22 protein-coding genes and 1 pseudogene are annotated in these 16,453 nt (G+C 31.6%); 4 read left to right on the top strand and 19 right to left on the bottom strand.

Translation table 11 applies throughout. The features are described from left to right. Positions 1 to 62: 62 nt before the first annotated feature. Positions 63 to 287, bottom strand: a complete 225-nt coding sequence (locus HMPREF2957_RS09450; protein WP_261674155.1) for a hypothetical protein — start codon at positions 285 to 287, stop codon at positions 63 to 65. A gap of 1,134 nt (positions 288 to 1,421) precedes the next feature. On the opposite strand from HMPREF2957_RS09450, the gene HMPREF2957_RS08555 reads away from it, so the two are divergent. The 4 genes from HMPREF2957_RS08555 to HMPREF2957_RS08540 all read left to right on the top strand — a co-directional run bounded on the left by HMPREF2957_RS08555 (position 1,422) and on the right by HMPREF2957_RS08540 (position 6,017). Further along, complete coding sequence (locus tag HMPREF2957_RS08555) at positions 1,422 to 2,432, top strand: site-specific integrase (RefSeq protein ID WP_070678968.1); 1,011 nt, start codon at positions 1,422 to 1,424, stop codon at positions 2,430 to 2,432. Between the two features lie 545 nt (positions 2,433 to 2,977). Next, positions 2,978 to 4,327, top strand: a complete 1,350-nt coding sequence (locus tag HMPREF2957_RS08550) for a hypothetical protein (protein ID WP_070678966.1) — start codon at positions 2,978 to 2,980, stop codon at positions 4,325 to 4,327. 144 nt (positions 4,328 to 4,471) lie between these two features. Further along, complete coding sequence (locus HMPREF2957_RS08545; RefSeq protein ID WP_070678964.1) at positions 4,472 to 4,732, top strand: helix-turn-helix domain-containing protein; 261 nt, start codon at positions 4,472 to 4,474, stop codon at positions 4,730 to 4,732. 67 nt (positions 4,733 to 4,799) lie between these two features. Next, positions 4,800 to 6,017, top strand: a complete 1,218-nt coding sequence (locus HMPREF2957_RS08540) for a site-specific integrase (RefSeq protein WP_070678963.1) — start codon at positions 4,800 to 4,802, stop codon at positions 6,015 to 6,017. Positions 6,018 to 6,449: 432 nt separating this feature from the next. Here the strand turns inward: HMPREF2957_RS08540 and HMPREF2957_RS08535 are convergent, their stop codons facing one another. The 18 genes and pseudogenes from HMPREF2957_RS08535 to HMPREF2957_RS08465 form a co-directional block, all read right to left on the bottom strand. Continuing rightward, entirely contained in the window at positions 6,450 to 7,220 is a 771-nt protein-coding gene (locus HMPREF2957_RS08535) for a hypothetical protein (RefSeq protein ID WP_261674154.1), read from the bottom strand. Between the two features lie 841 nt (positions 7,221 to 8,061). Then, on the bottom strand, positions 8,062 to 8,514 hold the full coding sequence (locus HMPREF2957_RS08530) for a hypothetical protein (RefSeq protein WP_070678959.1): 453 nt from the start codon (positions 8,512 to 8,514) through the stop codon (positions 8,062 to 8,064). A 358-nt stretch (positions 8,515 to 8,872) separates the two neighbouring features. After that, complete coding sequence (locus HMPREF2957_RS08525; protein ID WP_049512650.1) at positions 8,873 to 9,301, bottom strand: hypothetical protein; 429 nt, start codon at positions 9,299 to 9,301, stop codon at positions 8,873 to 8,875. A gap of 46 nt (positions 9,302 to 9,347) precedes the next feature. Continuing rightward, positions 9,348 to 9,761 carry a hypothetical protein gene (locus HMPREF2957_RS08520; protein WP_070678957.1) on the bottom strand — a complete coding sequence of 138 codons (414 nt, stop codon included), beginning with the start codon at positions 9,759 to 9,761 and terminating at the stop codon, positions 9,348 to 9,350. A 94-nt stretch (positions 9,762 to 9,855) separates the two neighbouring features. Further along, on the bottom strand, positions 9,856 to 10,095 hold the full coding sequence (locus tag HMPREF2957_RS08515; protein WP_049512646.1) for a hypothetical protein: 240 nt from the start codon (positions 10,093 to 10,095) through the stop codon (positions 9,856 to 9,858). 4 nt (positions 10,096 to 10,099) lie between these two features. Next, positions 10,100 to 10,560 (bottom strand): annotated as a pseudogene (locus tag HMPREF2957_RS09525) (glycohydrolase toxin TNT-related protein). Positions 10,561 to 10,683: 123 nt separating this feature from the next. Then, complete coding sequence (locus HMPREF2957_RS08505; RefSeq protein WP_004694811.1) at positions 10,684 to 10,929, bottom strand: hypothetical protein; 246 nt, start codon at positions 10,927 to 10,929, stop codon at positions 10,684 to 10,686. 5 nt (positions 10,930 to 10,934) lie between these two features. After that, positions 10,935 to 11,315: a hypothetical protein gene (locus HMPREF2957_RS09255; RefSeq protein ID WP_186822916.1), complete on the bottom strand. Its 381-nt coding sequence runs from the start codon at positions 11,313 to 11,315 to the stop codon at positions 10,935 to 10,937. A gap of 21 nt (positions 11,316 to 11,336) precedes the next feature. Further along, on the bottom strand, positions 11,337 to 11,450 hold the full coding sequence (locus tag HMPREF2957_RS09300) for an RHS repeat-associated core domain-containing protein (protein WP_222563414.1): 114 nt from the start codon (positions 11,448 to 11,450) through the stop codon (positions 11,337 to 11,339). Between the two features lie 86 nt (positions 11,451 to 11,536). Continuing rightward, on the bottom strand, positions 11,537 to 11,965 hold the full coding sequence (locus HMPREF2957_RS08495; protein ID WP_070678955.1) for an SMI1/KNR4 family protein: 429 nt from the start codon (positions 11,963 to 11,965) through the stop codon (positions 11,537 to 11,539). A 150-nt stretch (positions 11,966 to 12,115) separates the two neighbouring features. Further along, positions 12,116 to 12,313, bottom strand: a complete 198-nt coding sequence (locus tag HMPREF2957_RS09015) for an RHS domain-containing protein (protein ID WP_074324743.1) — start codon at positions 12,311 to 12,313, stop codon at positions 12,116 to 12,118. A 32-nt stretch (positions 12,314 to 12,345) separates the two neighbouring features. Continuing rightward, a complete protein-coding gene (locus HMPREF2957_RS08490; RefSeq protein WP_070678954.1) occupies positions 12,346 to 12,906 on the bottom strand; it encodes a DUF4303 domain-containing protein in 561 nt (186 codons plus the stop codon). A gap of 207 nt (positions 12,907 to 13,113) precedes the next feature. Further along, positions 13,114 to 13,812 (bottom strand): hypothetical protein, encoded by a 699-nt coding sequence (locus HMPREF2957_RS09325; RefSeq protein ID WP_222563412.1) that lies wholly within the window; start codon positions 13,810 to 13,812, stop codon positions 13,114 to 13,116. Then, positions 13,809 to 13,946, bottom strand: coding sequence for a hypothetical protein (locus HMPREF2957_RS09295; protein WP_186822915.1), 138 nt, complete (start codon positions 13,944 to 13,946; stop codon positions 13,809 to 13,811). Before HMPREF2957_RS09295 ends, HMPREF2957_RS09325 begins: the two co-directional genes overlap by 4 nt. After that, positions 13,943 to 14,479 carry an SEL1-like repeat protein gene (locus tag HMPREF2957_RS09445; RefSeq protein ID WP_261674153.1) on the bottom strand — a complete coding sequence of 179 codons (537 nt, stop codon included), beginning with the start codon at positions 14,477 to 14,479 and terminating at the stop codon, positions 13,943 to 13,945. Before HMPREF2957_RS09445 ends, HMPREF2957_RS09295 begins: the two co-directional genes overlap by 4 nt. Before the next feature lie 63 nt (positions 14,480 to 14,542). Further along, entirely contained in the window at positions 14,543 to 15,007 is a 465-nt protein-coding gene (locus HMPREF2957_RS08475) for a hypothetical protein (RefSeq protein ID WP_261674152.1), read from the bottom strand. 297 nt (positions 15,008 to 15,304) lie between these two features. After that, positions 15,305 to 15,886 carry an Imm26 family immunity protein gene (locus HMPREF2957_RS08470; protein WP_070678951.1) on the bottom strand — a complete coding sequence of 194 codons (582 nt, stop codon included), beginning with the start codon at positions 15,884 to 15,886 and terminating at the stop codon, positions 15,305 to 15,307. Between the two features lie 145 nt (positions 15,887 to 16,031). Continuing rightward, positions 16,032 to 16,436, bottom strand: a complete 405-nt coding sequence (locus tag HMPREF2957_RS08465; RefSeq protein ID WP_070678949.1) for an NTF2 fold immunity protein — start codon at positions 16,434 to 16,436, stop codon at positions 16,032 to 16,034. Positions 16,437 to 16,453: the final 17 nt, after the last annotated feature.

Below are 16,453 nucleotides of genomic sequence, written 5' to 3'. Positions count from 1 at the left end.
TAGATTTTTTCTGTCTAACTTTTGGGGTGCAGTTTGTTTGGTCCCAGTGTGTTTATTTCATTTTAGGATAACTTCATCAATAAACTTAAGCGTTCATCATTTTTGAGCTCTGATAACAAGCAAATCAACCGCTCATATCCAAGTTCTTTCTTCTGCTTGATTAATGAATTCATCACAGCCACCAAATCCTCTGGCGTAAAATTCCTTAAGTAAATTGTAATATAACTTCCTTTATTAGAAGCTAGGCTAACATGAATTGCATTATGTTCTTTTTGTCTAATTTTCATTCCTCCTGTAGACTCCCTAATATAGAACTCATACACTGTCTTTTTGGGGTAGCAATCAAATGAGTTTTCGAATTCTCTGCGATTTTTATAGAGAATAAAGTTAATGAGTGAATAATATTTTAGAAACATAGTTGTTCCCTCCTTGAGTATTATCATAATTATAGTATGCCATAAATTTCAAAATAAAAAAAAATAATTAAGGAAAAACGATACATAAGTTGTTTCTCTTATTAAATTTTTTGTAGTTTTTCCTCTTTCTCTCATCCATCAGTTTTTTTACGATTCTGATTTTTCTGTGTGTTTAGCGTTGACAGGAACGTATGTGTAAGTCACGCTAAACACACAGTACTAGGTAAAAGTGAATAACGTAAAAAAACTTATCCTGATTTTTTTATTTTAAAATTTATGGCATACTAATAATATCAAGATAATTGATTGAGTAGAGACGTAACTAATATAGCTACGTTTTTTATGTTTGAAAGGAGGTAGCTATCGTGGAAACAGTAGGTTTAAGCTGGGTTAGGAAAGAACCAGTTTTGTATTTCATTAACTAAAAAAAAATAAATGTATAGATAATAAAAAAGATGTCAATAGCAGTTTAAAAAAATTTTTTGATCGTAACAAAGTAAAGAATAAAAGTAAAAAACGAAAGTAAATAACAGGAACCAATTTTTGTATTTCATTTACCAATAAAAAATAAATGTATAGATAATAAAAGTAATGTCAACAGCAGTTTAAAAAAATTTTTTGATCATAACAAAGTAAAAAATCAAAGTATAAAAACTAAAGTAAATAACAAAAGTCTAAAAATCAAATACAAAAACTAGCTTAGCTCAGTCGCTAAATTCAGAGCATTTAAACCTGAAAAAAGACTAACAAGAAAAAACAACAGATTTTTATCTGTAAGATGGAACTCTACATCTTATTTAAATTGAGTCAACTTGTCATGTTGTACAATGACTTGGTTATCTTCTTGGCCATCAATTAAGAAGCGCCCTAAGCAAAGGGAAGATACTACATCAGTGAATATAAGCTTAAGTCACTGCACTACTTCAACTTGAATTAAAAAGACCTTAAGAATTTTCTTAAGATCTTCTTTATAAGCACATTATCTACAATAGAAAGGAAAGAACTATGGCAAAGAAGAAACGTAGTCGTTCTGAACGACGAAAAGCTAAAGAGAAAGCTAAGAAACAACAGATGGATTCTCTAACTACTTTCGAAGGCCGTAAACAATTCGTCCAATCAAAAGGACTAACTAATCTAGTCACGCGCTTTAAAATAGGAAAGGGTATCAAGCGAAATGAATCCAAAAAAACGGGAGAGGACATTCATTTAATCCATACCGACCGAACTCTTCATAACTACGCTGGTTCCTGGAGCAGATTTGCTTCCTTTGTTGCCTCAATAACTACTGCCGAAGATTTAGAAGCTCTTGAAAAATCTAACAATATTGAGGGATGGATTGACTTAGTAAATCAATACTTAGAACATTGTAAGAAATTAGGACTTTCTGCTCCAACTCAGTCAACCTACAAAGCAGCATTAGCCAAAGTTTTAGGAGTACCTTCTACCGCTTTTATTGCAACGGATATTCGATATCGAGCCGACAAAAAGAATAATCGTTTGAAGTCTAATGACGACAGGATGTCTGAAGAAACAAATAATCGCTGGTTCTCAATCGTATCTGCCACTGGGTTACGTAAAAATGAATTAAAAGCTATTACAGGTGATTCTCTACATCAACGTGAAGATGGTCGATACTATCTTAAAATCATTGGTAAAAAGCATAAATCAAAAGGAGCACGAGATCGTTGGGTTCCGATTATTACACGAGACAAAGAAGAATTAGAGAGGCTTGTTGAAGAATTTAAACTAGCTGGTAAAAAGCGTGTATTTCAAGTTCCATCTGCTTTGAAACCTCATAAATATCGTGCTGAATACGCAAAACGTCTTTATCTTCTTGTCGCGCGAGATCCCAAAGACATCAAGGATAAAAGGGAAAAAGTTTATCTAAGAGGGGAATTAAAAGGCGTTGTCCTTGATCGAAAGGCTTGTTTAATTGTATCACGTGCTCTCGGACACAATCGACCAGAAGAGTTTCAAAAATCCTATGCATATAAGTTAATCGCACAAGCAAACTAAATAACTTTTTCCAAACATTATGATATATCTCTCATTAAAATTAAAAAATTCAACTAAATAAAAATCGTACTGAAAGTATTGATCTTTTTCTCAACATCCTAAATTTAAATGAAGAATAAAAAAATTTTTTTAAAAAATAAATAAAGTAGATAAAAACTTACTTTTTCCTTCAAAACCTTGTCACATCAATAAAATATCGTACTGAAAGTATTGATTTCTTTCTTAACATTCTTGTTCTAAATTAAAAAAATTAAAGTAGGTAAGAACCTACTTTTTTTCTTCAAAACCTTGTTACGACGCGTTTTTGAAGCACTCTTAATTGAGTGTTTTTTTTATTTTTAAAATTTTTTTTCATTTTTTAATTTGTTTTTTCAAAAAATGGGCGTTTTCTGAAAGATTTGTGGCATACTTCTAATACGCGAAAAAATGAATGTGTAAATTGAATTACAAATGCGGTTAAAATAATTTAACTGTTTTTTTTCAATCTCTAATACTTCCTAGCATAATTCCTATCAAAAATAATAGTAGAAAGGAAACGTTATATCATGAAAGGGCAGCCTAAAGTTTCTACTGAACAGAAACATTTAAATGAGAAAGAAATTCAATCTTGTTTTAGTTTTATGAATTCCTTCTGGGGGTTTGATCGCATGGTTTTTAACTTAGGTGAAAATCTAATTGTTGACATTGAAAAACTGATAGAATTCAAAAAAAAGAATCCTCATGAAGTTAAAAAATTTACTCACAATTCAAATCAGATAGAAGATTTAATTATCGAATCAAGGGAATTCGGAAAACTTGAAATTGGAAAAATTTATAAAAAAGAAAGCGGAGATACTGTTAATTATTGCTTACTCCAGCTGAATCATGGAGGTCTAAATTTTGAAACTCTCTCTATTTCAGCAATACGAAAGAAACTAATAAACGTTATAACAGGAATCAAACAGCAAACTGGTATTTGGATTATCCCAACTATTATTAGGGTTCACGAAATGGAAATCGCATTTACATTTGCTACTGATGCGATTATTCATTTTCAAACAAGAAATTTATTATTGAGGAGCTTATCTAATACATCTCAAGTAAATAAAAAAGTTTATACAAAATGTTCAACTTCTAAAGATCATCATATTCTTTCAAGTAAAAAAAATGAAAACTTGTTGCATGTTCTTTACGATAAAACAGCAAAAGCTGAACATAATAAACAGATTGAATTAAACGCATCTCGTAAATATCGCATCTATAGATACGAAATGACACTGAATGAAAAAAAAATTAAAAGTGAATTCCAGACTACTGACTTAGATAAACTACACAATGATCAGCTCTATTCATTTGTATATAGTGTAATTGAGAAAGGATTGTCCAACTTTAAGATATTGGTTCAAACTTCAGTAAGAGATACTGAAAATAAGTTAAAAGAAGTGTATGAAGAAAAAGGTAAAGATGAATATATGAAAATTTTTTTTGACACTCAGCTAAATCATGCTATGAATTATTTATATCCAATAACATTGGATGAATCTATTTTCTTATTTATTGATGTATCTAAATTTATAAAGCCAAAAAACTGTGCAAGAACTAAAAGAAATCTGATTAAAAGAAGTAGAAAGAATGATATAAAGAAAGAGAGTTATTATCTTTCTATTATGATTACATGGCAAGTACTATATCTCTTTCGCTTTATGCTAAATACTCTATCTCTTGTTACTATCCTTGATTTTGGTTGCTGCAAGGATAATCAAAATAATGAACTCCTTTCTTTTAAAATCCCTAGTTTTACAAATGAAAAAAAAGATACATTTTTTAATGAAATTATTCAAAGCAAGGATAAAGATATAGGTTCATTCCTGGATTCTTTTTTTAATAAACTTTGGAAAATAAATCTACATTTTTAATATAAATTCTGATTAAAAAAATGAAAAAGTATTAATACAGCAACGTTTTCCTGTTTTTTAAGTCTTCAACCCTTGAAGACTTAAAAAACAAAATCCAAACTAATAAAATTTAAATCTAATAGAAAGAAATAAACGGTACTATTCATGAATTTATTTATTCCAGACGAAGTGATTCGGCAATTTCAATTACTACTATCAGATACTGTTAAGAAAGAACTGGAAAAATTTTTGGATATTAATGAAAATTCCAATCAATTTTTAAATAAAAAGCAAACTTGTGAATATTTGAATATTTCCAACAATACTTTAGACAACTGGATTAAGCGTGGATTGCCTTGCATTAAAGTGGGAAAAACTGTTCGCTTTAGCAAAACAGAAATCAATCGCTGGTTACAAAAGCAATAGAAATTCTATGGTCATTTGTTATAATGTAACCATGGTATTTTCTAGCTCAATTCAAAAGGAGAATACTATGTCTATTACAACAACTAAAAACGGAACCTATCGCTTACGTGTTTATATTCGTGAGGAGGTTAAATCTTCGCTAGGTATTGATAAGAAAGTGATTGAAAAACGGTTCAAATCAAGGAATGAAGCAAAAAGATACGAACGAGAACTTCAAAATAAGATTGATAAAATTCTTAGTGGCGGATCTGCTTCATTAGAGAATAGCGGTTCTATACTCTTTTCCGACTTCTATAAAAACGTTTGGTGGGAATTCTACAAAGCAGGCCAGACTACTTCTACTGCTAAACCACCTTCTCAAGTAACTATAGATGGAACAGAAATTGCTTTTAGAAAACACATCTTACCTTTACTTGGGAATTATTCAATAGACTTTCTTAATCAAAATAAGCAAGTTGTACTAAATCTATTGACTCAAAAGGCTGAAGAATATGCAAATTTCAAAGTTATCAGGAGCTACGTTAACTCTATCTTTGACTGGGCAGAAGAATTAGAGTACATCGAAACTAATCGCCTATCAAAAACTATAAGCCGTATCAAAGCTACTAAGAAAATCAAGCTACAAGAATCTAAAAAAGATGAAGATTTATATCTATCTCAAGAAGAACTCCAAGCATGGTTTACAGCTTTTGAAAAAGATCTAGAGGCTGAAAAAATTCTATTCAAAGACTATGTATTGTTCTATACTACCTTCTTTTTAGGAGATAGAAAGTCAGAGAGCTACGCTTTGCAATGGAAACATATTGATTTCAAAAATCAACAAATTAAATTGGTTCAAGCCTTAGATCGATATAAAAATCGAAAGTCAACTAAAGGGAATAAAAAGACGATTTTTTCGATTCCACAAGAACTTACCGACTTGTTAAATTCTTGGAAGAAGCAACAAAAATCTGAACTGGCTTCATTTAACATCATGCAAACTCCTGAACAGTATGTTTTTACGTATATTGATACAAAGGGAAATGTAAACAGTTGTCTCCATGCTGATTATCTTAACAACAAGATGAAATCTGTTAAGCGTCGTCATCCAGAACTCGCACATGCAACCCCTCATAAATTACGACATACAGGAGCTACACTCGCTAAACAGGCTGGAACCTCTATGGAAGCTATTTCTGAAGCACTCACTCATAGTGATACGATTACAACTAAGACTTATGTGAACACTTCAAACGTAATCCCAATGACTGTTGGAGAAATTGCCTTTCGTAATCTTAAAAAGTAATGGTGTGAATTTTGCTAAAAATCATCAAAAAAACACTCCATGGTGTGAACCATGAAGTGTTTCGAAACGTTGATATAATCGTATTGATTAACGTTTTGAGAATTGTGATGCTTTACGAGCTTTCTTAAGACCTGGTTGGGCCACCACTTATTTCATCTAATTTCAAAGTTCTTTAAAATCAACGTTTTCATAAGTTTTCAAAAAATAAAATTTCAACTAATTTCAATCAGTTTGATTAAAATAAGGTAAACTTTCATAAAAAATAAGCAAAAATCGAACCAGAATATCAAAAGTTAACCTTATTTAATTTTCACAAAAATGAAATGATGAAACTCCTTTCTATAATATTCTCATCCCTAAAAATACTAGAAATAGTATAATCTTTTCTAGTTTTTGTGGAATACAAAACGCAGGACTACCAATCCTGCTTTTTTAATTATTTATTCCGAACAAATGCAAAAGTACTAATTCATCAAATGAAATAAACTCTATTTGCTGATAGATTCCTATATGATTTTTAACTTCCTCTGCTTTAGCTAATCCGACTGGTATATAATCCTCCATATCGATAAAACAGAGAATTTTAGATAAAACAAACTGTTTAATATTTAAATCAGTGAGGAGTAAAAAATCAGTTTTCACTTTCAACAATAGTTCATCTATTGATTTAGACCAGTTTTTAAAATAATCTACTATTGAAATTTCTCCCTCATTTAGGCTCTTAAGATACATTTTATTCTGTGTATTACTAGTCACATTTTTCCTTAATTTTGAAACTGAAATGAGCGGTTCAATACCTGTAGTTTTCTCTTGACTAGGACTATAGCTAGTTCTCAAATTACTAAAAGGTAAGGAGAAATGTTGACCATAATCCCTCAATAATTTTAACATTTTTATTTCATCTAATTTTTCAAAATTTAAAACTTCTTTCTTTAAATCAAAGCGGTTTTCCTGATTACAATACGATTTAATATTGTCAATAAATATCCTTCCAAACATAATATTTTGCATAAATAGATACTTGCAATCTCGATATATATCATTTAATTTTTGAGTGTCATTATCGTCAATATTCTCAATGTATTCTTTTATCAATTCTTCTGACTTCTTATAATTTCGATAACAATCAAAAATATTAGTATATTTTTTAAAAGAGATATTGTATTCCTTAAAATCTTGAAATTCATTCTCATTAATTTTCAATAAAAAATTTCTATCATAATTTGAAACAAAATAACTATACAACTTAACCCTCAATTATTTTCAGTCTCTCGATCCCATAAAGCGGTCACCATTTAAATGTATCACATACTATGGCAATTCAGATAACCAAACCTTTGTTTTCCAAGCAATATTTCCAAAGGATTTTAAAACTCGAAACTTCTCGGTAATCAGTTCCTTATAAAAAATAAGATATTCTTCCATAGACACCTTATTCTCATACTCTATTCCTAAAAATATATAATCTAAATCATAAGTACCGATCAGTTAAGAATTGTACTTTTTAACTCTGCTGATATGTCAAATGAAATTCCCGTGGTAGTAAATATAGAATCTAATAATATAGACTTCAACCATTCACTATGAAATATCTTGTTTAATTCTTTATCAAGTTTAATATTTTTTCTGAGATTTTCTTTTTACTCCATTTTTTATTTTTAACAATGGTAGCCAATCTTTCTAATCATTGCTCAACCATTTCATTATAAAGTTTATGCTCTGTAGTTCATCCACGATGTAACCCCAATTTGGGATAAGGGTCCATTCCCGTTGTCACAGGCAGATACATCATATTTGTTGCACCATGTATGCTTCTACCACTTTGTGCAAACATTAGATGATTTCTAAGCGACCATGGAATAAGATGTTGTCTTTGGTAGCCCCATCTCGTCATCGAAGTATTGGTTTTACAGGCAGCACGGCTGGTGTGCGCTATCCGTTACTCTTGTTTCTTCTTTCAGACGACCCCAGCCCGTATAGTTAAAGAACAAACATTTCAGACGACCTCAAAGAAGATAGTGAGGTCATCTGAAAATATCGAATCTTACTTTTTGGTTTTTTTCTTAGGATTTAATTCTTCTTTACGTTGCTTATAAAATTGCCAATATTTTTTGTCTTCTATGCTAAATGGATAATACCCGGCATCATTATAAGCAATATCGAAATATTTATAAGCATCATCATATTTTTCAATATCATAATAAAAAAGACCGCCTAATAGGTATGTTCCTGCATTAGTTGTTCCTAAATCAGCAACACTTAAAGCAATAATCAGCCATTCTTCAGCCTGTTCATATTTCTGATTTTTATAATATAAGTCGAATAAGGCAATCGCAACCATTGTAGTTGGATGCGCCCATTGAGTTACTGGCTTGGGTATTAGCTCAAATGCTTCTTTTAGTAATTTTTCTTGTTCCAAAAAAGATTTATTATAAGTTTCGCAAACTAAATCATTAATTTTTGATTCTAATTCTGGGTTAACTGCATCTAAATTCATAGCATACACCTCCTCAATAAAGTTAAACGATAATAAATGTAAATTTTCTATGTCAATTATGACCATAATCAGATTTCGGTCGTAGTGGAAGTAGTGGGTTTGTTGGCTGTTTTCTCCGTATTCGTTGATATGATTTAGACAGGCGAAACCACGTGCGTACCGTACATATCCTACGTCAGAACTGAAGGTTTTGTGTAGGCTGCGACTTGCTAGACCAGACCTACGCTTGTTGTTAGTTTTGCATAAATTAATAAGCAATATAAAACGTCTAAATAGTTGAAAGATGTAGATTTTAGCTTTTTCTGTATTTGAAAAAAGGGGACCTTACGGGGAAGGCTCGGCCTAATCACGTTTATTTTTATGAGACTGAAAATTTAGAGATACTTACACCATCTAATTCAAATGTGAAAATAATAGAAACTCCTCCTTCTGTTTTTATCTCACACTCATGTTCCCACTCTTCCCTTGATACAAATTCCCATTTAATATCGGCCAAAAACAAATATTTTACAAACTTTTCAATAGTTAATTTCCTATTAATTTTATATTTTTTAGCAATAGTTACACCTTTAAAATAAGGATCTATTGATAGTAAATAAATAACTTCATCCCTAAAACCAATTTCTAATCCCTTCCAAAAAATAGAAAAAGCACTTTCTATATTATCGTCATCGTATAACCATTTAGATGAATGTTTGAATTGTTTCAACTTTTGAAAATTACTATATGACATACCTACAGACAAATCTTTAAATCTACCTGTTTTTAAGAATGATGTGATATCCATAATTACCTCATTAACATTTTCCTAAATTTTTCAATTTCTCTTTTAGCTATATCCTTACTTCTAGTGTACTTTTTGGGTCATTTAAATCACCTTCAAAATCAGTCAGAGTCTTTTTAAGATGATCTTTTGCTAATGACATAATTTGTGAGTTGTCTTTCAGTTCAGAAATTAATTTATCAGCAGCTTTCAATTCTTTGGAAGTAGTACTTTTCATATCACCAAAACGTTTCCATACTAATCCTCGTTTATCATCTAAGGTTAAAAGGGCTTCTGTTACTTTTTTATTTCCTACAAAAATATCAACATGAGTTCCTTTTACGCTAACATCCGAAAATCTATATGGTTGCATTTTTGTAGTTGTTTTTGAAGCAAGGCCTAATGGGTTCACCCACGCCTTCGTATTCAGTCCAAAACCATATAAATTGTCTCCACTTTCCAACCCAACCGTAATAATCCCCAAACTAAACCAGATTGCAGTTCTTATCGGCCATCTCTCTTGGGATGCCGATTTGGTCGCAGTGGAAGTAACGGATTTGTTGACGGTTTACTTTTTTTCATTCAAAAGAAAATTTTAACATTTTTGATAACCGATTTATATAATATAGAATTGCCAAATGTTCATCTTGGTAACAATATTCTTCGGTTCTCAATCCTCTTTCAGAATAGAATATATGCCATTTTTTATTTTCTTCAATAATACATAATGATTCATCATTTACTTCATTGATTGAGTAACTATCTTCTGGTACTCCTTTACTTTGAAGATATGAATTCAATTCATTAATTTTTAACATTTTCCTATTTTACCTCTTTTAGATGCCCAGCTTCTATATATGCTTTAACAGATTTTGGCAATTCATACTGTGTCCCTAATTCAATCTCTCCGAACCACGGCATAACTTTACATGCAGCTACATTATTAATTGGTTTCAGCACCCTATATATGGTATAAGGCTTTTGATTAGAACTAGGAGGAAGGCTCTCATAGGGTATGGTGTTCCTACTGGAGACACAAAAGTTCCTCCTTGATAACCATACCTATCAACAAGGGTGCCAACTGGAAGTGTAATGCTCCTCACTTCACCTAAAGCGCCTCTATTGGGAGGCCAATATGGTGTGGGCAGATTTTTATTTAAACCTAGGACATCAAGCCACTTATTTGTATTAGGCGCAAACGCATACAGATTCGCCCCACCTATCAACCCAATCGGATTCTGATTCACACACCCTACGGCATGCAGGCTACGCTTGCTACCCATGTAGGCTACGCTTCGTCTGAAAGGTAGAACCCGTGTGTGTGCATACCGCACACCTTACGTCGGGATTGGAAGTTTCATGTGGTCTACGGCTTGCTTGGGCTACTTTACAGTTGATAATTAAATTTAGAAAATTATGTCTAATACTCTATTTTTTAAAATAAATTCTTTTTTTAAATGTTCTAAAATATTATCTAACTCTTCCTTGCTTAAAATTTGGTTGGTCTTAGTAAATTTTGCTGTTTTCGCATATAGGGAAAAGTGAAACTCATTATTTGGAAAGAACATTTCTCCTTCAAATGAAATTTCATGTCCATTTAAAGAAACAATTAACATACCTCTTGAAATTTTTTCAATTACGAAATCATCCATAGTAATTACCTTTGAAATATAACAGTTGAAATCTTTGTTTTAGGATCTATATTAGGATTGTTCTTCAAAGCGGGTAATTCTCTATTTTCCCATATATTTCCTGGTCGCATATCTTTGCCAATAACGCCTGTTACAGTACCAGAAGCGCATGTTGCATACTCTGATGAAATATCTTCCCATGCTTTAATGCTTGCTTGGTTATTTTGACCCCACGTAGGCATGATAATTTTTCTAGCTTCAATTAACATTTCTGATGTTGTTCCTCCATTAGATTTGGCAATATCGGCAGCAATATGTTCTCCACCAATACCATCTGTTCTACCTGACCAAAAAAATGCTGTGTTTGGTTCTGTTTTAACTTTGCTATTTTTACAGCATTTATTCAAACCTAGAGGATCTAGCCAATCTTACCCATTAGGCGCAAACCAATAAAGATTCTCTCCACCCATCAATCCAATAGGCTCCTGGTTTACAAACCGCCCCGCATCAGGCTTATAATACCTGAAGAAGTTGTAATGCAGCCCGTCTCGAGGTCGGCATACTGGTTTTCAGACTACTTCAAAGAGGTATCGAGAACGTCTGAAATGGTTTGAGTTTAAATAGTTTACTAAATTTGTTTTTTAAGAATTTTCTCTAAATAATCTGAAAAATTAGCTGCTAGAGTTAGCAATTCATCAGTGTCTTGATTGTAAATCATTACCGTTTTAGATGGGGAAATATAAATAGGATTTCCCCAGCCATCAGTGCCAATTATTAAATTACTTTTTCCATCTTTAAGATAATCGGAAAATTCTTTGTTTAAATCAATAATTGTATCTTCCCCAAGAAATTCGGAATTATGTATTCCATATATTTGAGCATCCCTAACGACACACCCACCAAATCTCATTGTAAATTCTTTAAAATCCTCATCTAACTTAACATTAAGTGATTTCTCTACATTGAGGACCTCATCATCAGTTGTTGGCTTTCCTTGAGCGACTGGATTTTTTTGAAAGAAAGCAATTAACTGCTCTAAAACAGATTTGTATAACATAAATACTCCTTATCAAACTAATAAGACTTACCTGCTTTTAGGTCTCTACGTCTTAACTCTTTTCTGAATCTATATTTCCAATATTCTCTACGGCAATTTCAAAAATCATGTCTGACACTGTCATTTCTCACACCTTTACCTTTTTGATTACTAATATGTTAGATAACTTTTACATTTATAGTGATTTTTCCATGCGGTGTATTCGCCTAACCACAAGAGGTTGCCGTCCTTATCGGTTATCTCTCTTAGGATGCCGATTTGGTCGCAGTGAAAGTAGTGGGTTTGTTGGCGTCTTTCGTCTTTCGTCTTCTTCGTTGATCCGGTTGTGTACCTGTGCGTACCGCGCACACTTTACATCGAGATTGGAGGTTTCATGCAGGCTATGGCTTGCTTTGAAATCTGTTTTTGAACGTAATGAACTTTTCATATGAATTCAATTGCTCAGCAGAATAATTTTCCATAATTTCAGCATTATCACTATCTGCAAGAGAAACATAAAATATTATATTTTTTATCTTATTTTTATCCATCTCAGTTAATGCTAATTTAAATCCTTCGATAATAGCATCATATACATTTGCTTGAACAACTTCAAAATCTTCATCTAATAATTTTTGAATATTATCTAAAATTTCTTGAATATTTTGGTTAAATATTTTATCAATTTCTTCGGGGACTTCACCTGTGCCTATTTCAAATTCTGAATAATACCATTTTACAAAAGAATGTTCTTCAACTGGCAGATTCTTCTTTAATTCTTTGTAATGAGAAATAGTGTTAGCAGCCCACCCCAGATATGAACAATAGTCATCAATATATAATGTATAAGCAAAAACTTCATTAGAATTATATCTTTCTGATACAAATTTAAATGTCTCTGTAACTCCTTTAGATACATTCTGGATTAAATCTTGAATTATATAATTACTTAAAATACTCATTTTAATTTTCCTTTTATAAATTTTTGTTATCAATCAGTTTCTATTCACATTTACTACGTGATCCGTATTTTCCAAAAACCTTACCACCAATTCTAGTTAATTGCTTACTCATGTATCTATCTGTTTGAGCTTTGTTATACTTAATTTACTATTTTTTTAATTAATATGGAAGTCCTTTGGTTATGCTGTTTACAGCATAGCCTTGAGTTATATTTGTTCATATAAAGTTAAATTCTTTTCTGTGCTTTTATATATATCTGTATAGAAATAAATTCTATTACCTTTTATCTCTTTCAGATAAACCAAGTCTTCGATACCACCAATATACTCAATTGATAAATCATCTAAATTTAATATTGCAAGCCTAAATCCAACAACCAAAAATCGTCTAATGAAAACTGGAATATATATTTTTCTATTGAAATACAACAAAGGCCCTCCAAAACCCTGTTCTTGAATAATAACTTGACCGTTAATGGACAAACTTCCAACTAAGGGAGAACCTTGATTAACTTCCATCAAATCAAGGTAACTGACTTCCCATTTGTCAAACAAAAAATTTTCTTGAAAATCTAAAGGAGTTTCATTCAAAATTTTTAACTTAGACATTTTTATATTTTTTCTTGTCAAAGAATTGAAATCTTCTTCTAATTCTACAAGGAGTTTACCAACCTCATTATTAAATGGCCAAGAATCAATTACTATCCGAGACAATAAAAATTCTTTTCCTTTTTTTTGTTGAAAAATACTTTCTGATTTTAGATAGTTAATCATGTCATATAGTTCATTTTTTATAGAAATCAACTGCTGTTTATTTGTATAACTATATTCATCACAATTATTAATCATTTTATCAATTTCGACTAAAACCATATTAATCTTTTTTATAAATTGCTCCTGATTCATTGTCTTATTAACCTTTCTAAGTCATTAATATATTTTTGTGTTTGTCCACCAGGCAACCCCAAACCTTGAGATGTAGCTTTTTCTTCAATAATAGTTGTTCCTGGTTTCACTTTAAATTGAGCAATATTATTCATGTGGTTTCATTTTGGTTTGACTGCGAGGCTACTTCTGGTAGTTTGGCACCATTTCTATGTGCCTTTTTAGCCCAAAATATGGCGTTTTCTTTATTTCCTTGTGTAAAAAATAAATCAGCTAAATTGGATTGGGCAATTAGATGTCCATTTTCTGCCGCGATCTCTAGCCATTTAAATTCTAAATCCTGATCTAAAGATACAAACATATGATACTGATATAATTTGAATGCCGAGTTTTTATCTCCATTAGTGGCGTTTTCTTCGAGAATATGAATTTCTTCATCTGAAATCCAATAAGTACTACCCGTTGATATGAAGTTAGTCATTTTCTTATTTCTTTCTGGATGTTGTTTACATGATATTAAAGGTGTTGATTTCCCGTTACTTGATAACCAAAGAAATTCATTTGGTGCTTTAACTGTAGTATTTAATTCATTAGCAAGTTGTTGTCCAAGAGGGTTTGTTCCTTCTGTTTCAGGTTGCCTGAAAATGTATTTCAGACGACCTTGCAAGATTGTTAGATCTTTAACCAACCTACGCCTACTTTTCTAGAAACCTTGGCTTATGTATTCCGATTAACAAAATAATAAGTAGATTTAGGAATTATTTATTAACTTTTCGAGATATTCAATACTTCTGAATAAATAATGTTCACCTATTTGCTGTATCAAATTTGATAAGCCCCCAAATAGTATTTTTTCTAAATACTTTTTAAGAATTATAAGCTCATCTTTTTTTAAGAGATTTAAAGCATGAGTGATGTTTTCTGCGGTAGGTATATTTATAATAAATTCTTCTATATTTACTGGAATATCATCATTTCCAATGCCATTGCTGATGCTATCAATAATTTTAGGCATTAAATAATTTATTCCTTCGGGTGAAAAAAAGATGAATGGTACTAAATTATGTTCATCAATAATAATTTTCTCTATTGGGGTATATTCGTAATACTTAAATTCATCTTTAAATTCCTCTATTTTATAGATGTTTTCTCGATAAAGTTTTTTGAACAATCCTTCTTTAGGATAATCTCTATAGGGAATTTTTAGGAAGGGCATATTTACCTCCATTATCTTAGATAACTTTTACATTAATAGTGATTTTTCCAGGCGGTGTATTCGCCGTACCTCAGGAGATTACCATAGATGTCGGTCCTCTCGCGCGGAATGCCGATTTGCTCGCAGTGGAAGTAGTGGGTTTGTTGGCCGCTTTCGCCTTCTTCGTTGGTCCGGTTGTGGACCTGTGCCAAGGGTTCGTGCGTACCGCACACACTTTACGTCGGGATTGGAGGTTTCATATTGGCTACGGCTTGCTACGTTGGGAATGAAGGTTTTGTGCAGACTACGGCTTGCTTTTCACGCTTTTAAATTCCGGTGGTGAATTTTTTGAAACTCATCCGAAATAAAATCTCCAAATTCTGAAAATGATTCAATAGGTAAATTAAAAATTTCTGGTTTACGACGAATAAGAAAACTTAAAATATGATAATGGCTATTAGGTGTTTCAAGCAACTCAATGCTCTTGAGTATTTTTTGCCTAGCGTCCTCTTCATCTATTTCTTGCTTGATGGAAAAGTCTGCATTGTGAGCCAATCCCATAGCGGGATTAATGGAAGTAATTTCACTTGGGGTTGGATCTTGGTAATTGGGATCTTGAGCAATTATCCGCCAGTCTGACTCTAGCTTTGATTCAAATAAGGTATGACAGTCTAAAACGGTTTTGAATAGGATTGGGTAATTTCCAGCATTTTTATAATCAAATGACTCAACTGGGCTTGAAGTAAACAAATCAAAAATTCCTACAGTGGCACCAAGTTTATTTTTAGCGATTATTCTACCGTAACCGAATAATTTATCGGCTATTTTAAAACAAAATAAATCACCATTCTTAAGATATCTATATAAAGTCTTGTTTTTTTCCCAATTAAATATTTTCATAATACTTTTCCTTTAACTATTGCTTTCTGTCTTTTGGCATCGTAGAGGCTATCTGAAAAGCAGAACCCGTGTGCGCGCGTACTGCACATGCTCTACGTCAGGATTGGAGGATTCATGATGGCTGCAATTTGTTAATTACTTTAATTTAGATATGTATAGAATGCCATTTCCCATCATAACTATCAAATTCTTTTACATTATCTAATTTCCAGAGACCTGTCTGTTTTTTGAATTTATAAAGTCTTTGTACTTCCATTCCAGCGTAAAGCACATCACTTTTTACAGTTATAGAGTTACCTTTTTCTTCAATTTCTATGATTCTCTCGTTATTTGGATTGAATGTTGGAGGGTAGTTAACAGTCATACATTCTAACTTTCCCATTTTTCTTGGTTTATCTGTTAGGTATTTATCGTATATTTCCTTTAGTGTTTGTTTCAATATCTCATCAGGAATATCTGTGCCTGCATCAATATGCTTATTAGCATTGTCTTCCCATTTATACATTTCCATCAGAAAACTATTTAATACTGTTGTAATACTTTTATTCATAATTTTCAATCCTTTTT

Source organism: Streptococcus sp. HMSC062D07 (genome assembly GCF_001814215.1).
Lineage (GTDB): Bacteria > Bacillota > Bacilli > Lactobacillales > Streptococcaceae > Streptococcus > Streptococcus infantis_I.
The sequence above is the reverse complement of the archived record's forward strand: the minus strand, read 5'-3'. Positions and strand labels throughout refer to the sequence as shown.

Excerpts from the sequence above, each read along its gene's own strand:
- HMPREF2957_RS08550 (WP_070678966.1), top strand. The coding sequence starts at position 2,978 with ATGAAAGGGCAGCCTAAAGTTTCTACTGAACAGAAACATTTAAATGAG.
- HMPREF2957_RS09295 (WP_186822915.1), bottom strand. The coding sequence starts at position 13,946 with ATGAATAATATTGCTCAATTTAAAGTGAAACCAGGAACAACTATTATT.
- HMPREF2957_RS08530 (WP_070678959.1), bottom strand. The coding sequence starts at position 8,514 with ATGAATTTAGATGCAGTTAACCCAGAATTAGAATCAAAAATTAATGAT.
- HMPREF2957_RS08475 (WP_261674152.1), bottom strand. The coding sequence starts at position 15,007 with ATGCCCTTCCTAAAAATTCCCTATAGAGATTATCCTAAAGAAGGATTG.
- HMPREF2957_RS08540 (WP_070678963.1), top strand. The coding sequence starts at position 4,800 with ATGTCTATTACAACAACTAAAAACGGAACCTATCGCTTACGTGTTTAT.
- HMPREF2957_RS08505 (WP_004694811.1), bottom strand. The coding sequence starts at position 10,929 with ATGGATGATTTCGTAATTGAAAAAATTTCAAGAGGTATGTTAATTGTT.
- HMPREF2957_RS08490 (WP_070678954.1), bottom strand. The coding sequence starts at position 12,906 with ATGAGTATTTTAAGTAATTATATAATTCAAGATTTAATCCAGAATGTA.
- HMPREF2957_RS08470 (WP_070678951.1), bottom strand. The coding sequence starts at position 15,886 with ATGAAAATATTTAATTGGGAAAAAAACAAGACTTTATATAGATATCTT.
- HMPREF2957_RS08495 (WP_070678955.1), bottom strand. The coding sequence starts at position 11,965 with ATGTTATACAAATCTGTTTTAGAGCAGTTAATTGCTTTCTTTCAAAAA.
- HMPREF2957_RS08525 (WP_049512650.1), bottom strand. The coding sequence starts at position 9,301 with ATGGATATCACATCATTCTTAAAAACAGGTAGATTTAAAGATTTGTCT.
- HMPREF2957_RS08515 (WP_049512646.1), bottom strand. The coding sequence starts at position 10,095 with ATGTTAAAAATTAATGAATTGAATTCATATCTTCAAAGTAAAGGAGTA.
- HMPREF2957_RS09325 (WP_222563412.1), bottom strand. The coding sequence starts at position 13,812 with ATGAATCAGGAGCAATTTATAAAAAAGATTAATATGGTTTTAGTCGAA.
- HMPREF2957_RS09450 (WP_261674155.1), bottom strand. The coding sequence starts at position 287 with ATGAAAATTAGACAAAAAGAACATAATGCAATTCATGTTAGCCTAGCT.
- HMPREF2957_RS08545 (WP_070678964.1), top strand. The coding sequence starts at position 4,472 with ATGAATTTATTTATTCCAGACGAAGTGATTCGGCAATTTCAATTACTA.
- HMPREF2957_RS08555 (WP_070678968.1), top strand. The coding sequence starts at position 1,422 with ATGGCAAAGAAGAAACGTAGTCGTTCTGAACGACGAAAAGCTAAAGAG.
- HMPREF2957_RS08465 (WP_070678949.1), bottom strand. The coding sequence starts at position 16,436 with ATGAATAAAAGTATTACAACAGTATTAAATAGTTTTCTGATGGAAATG.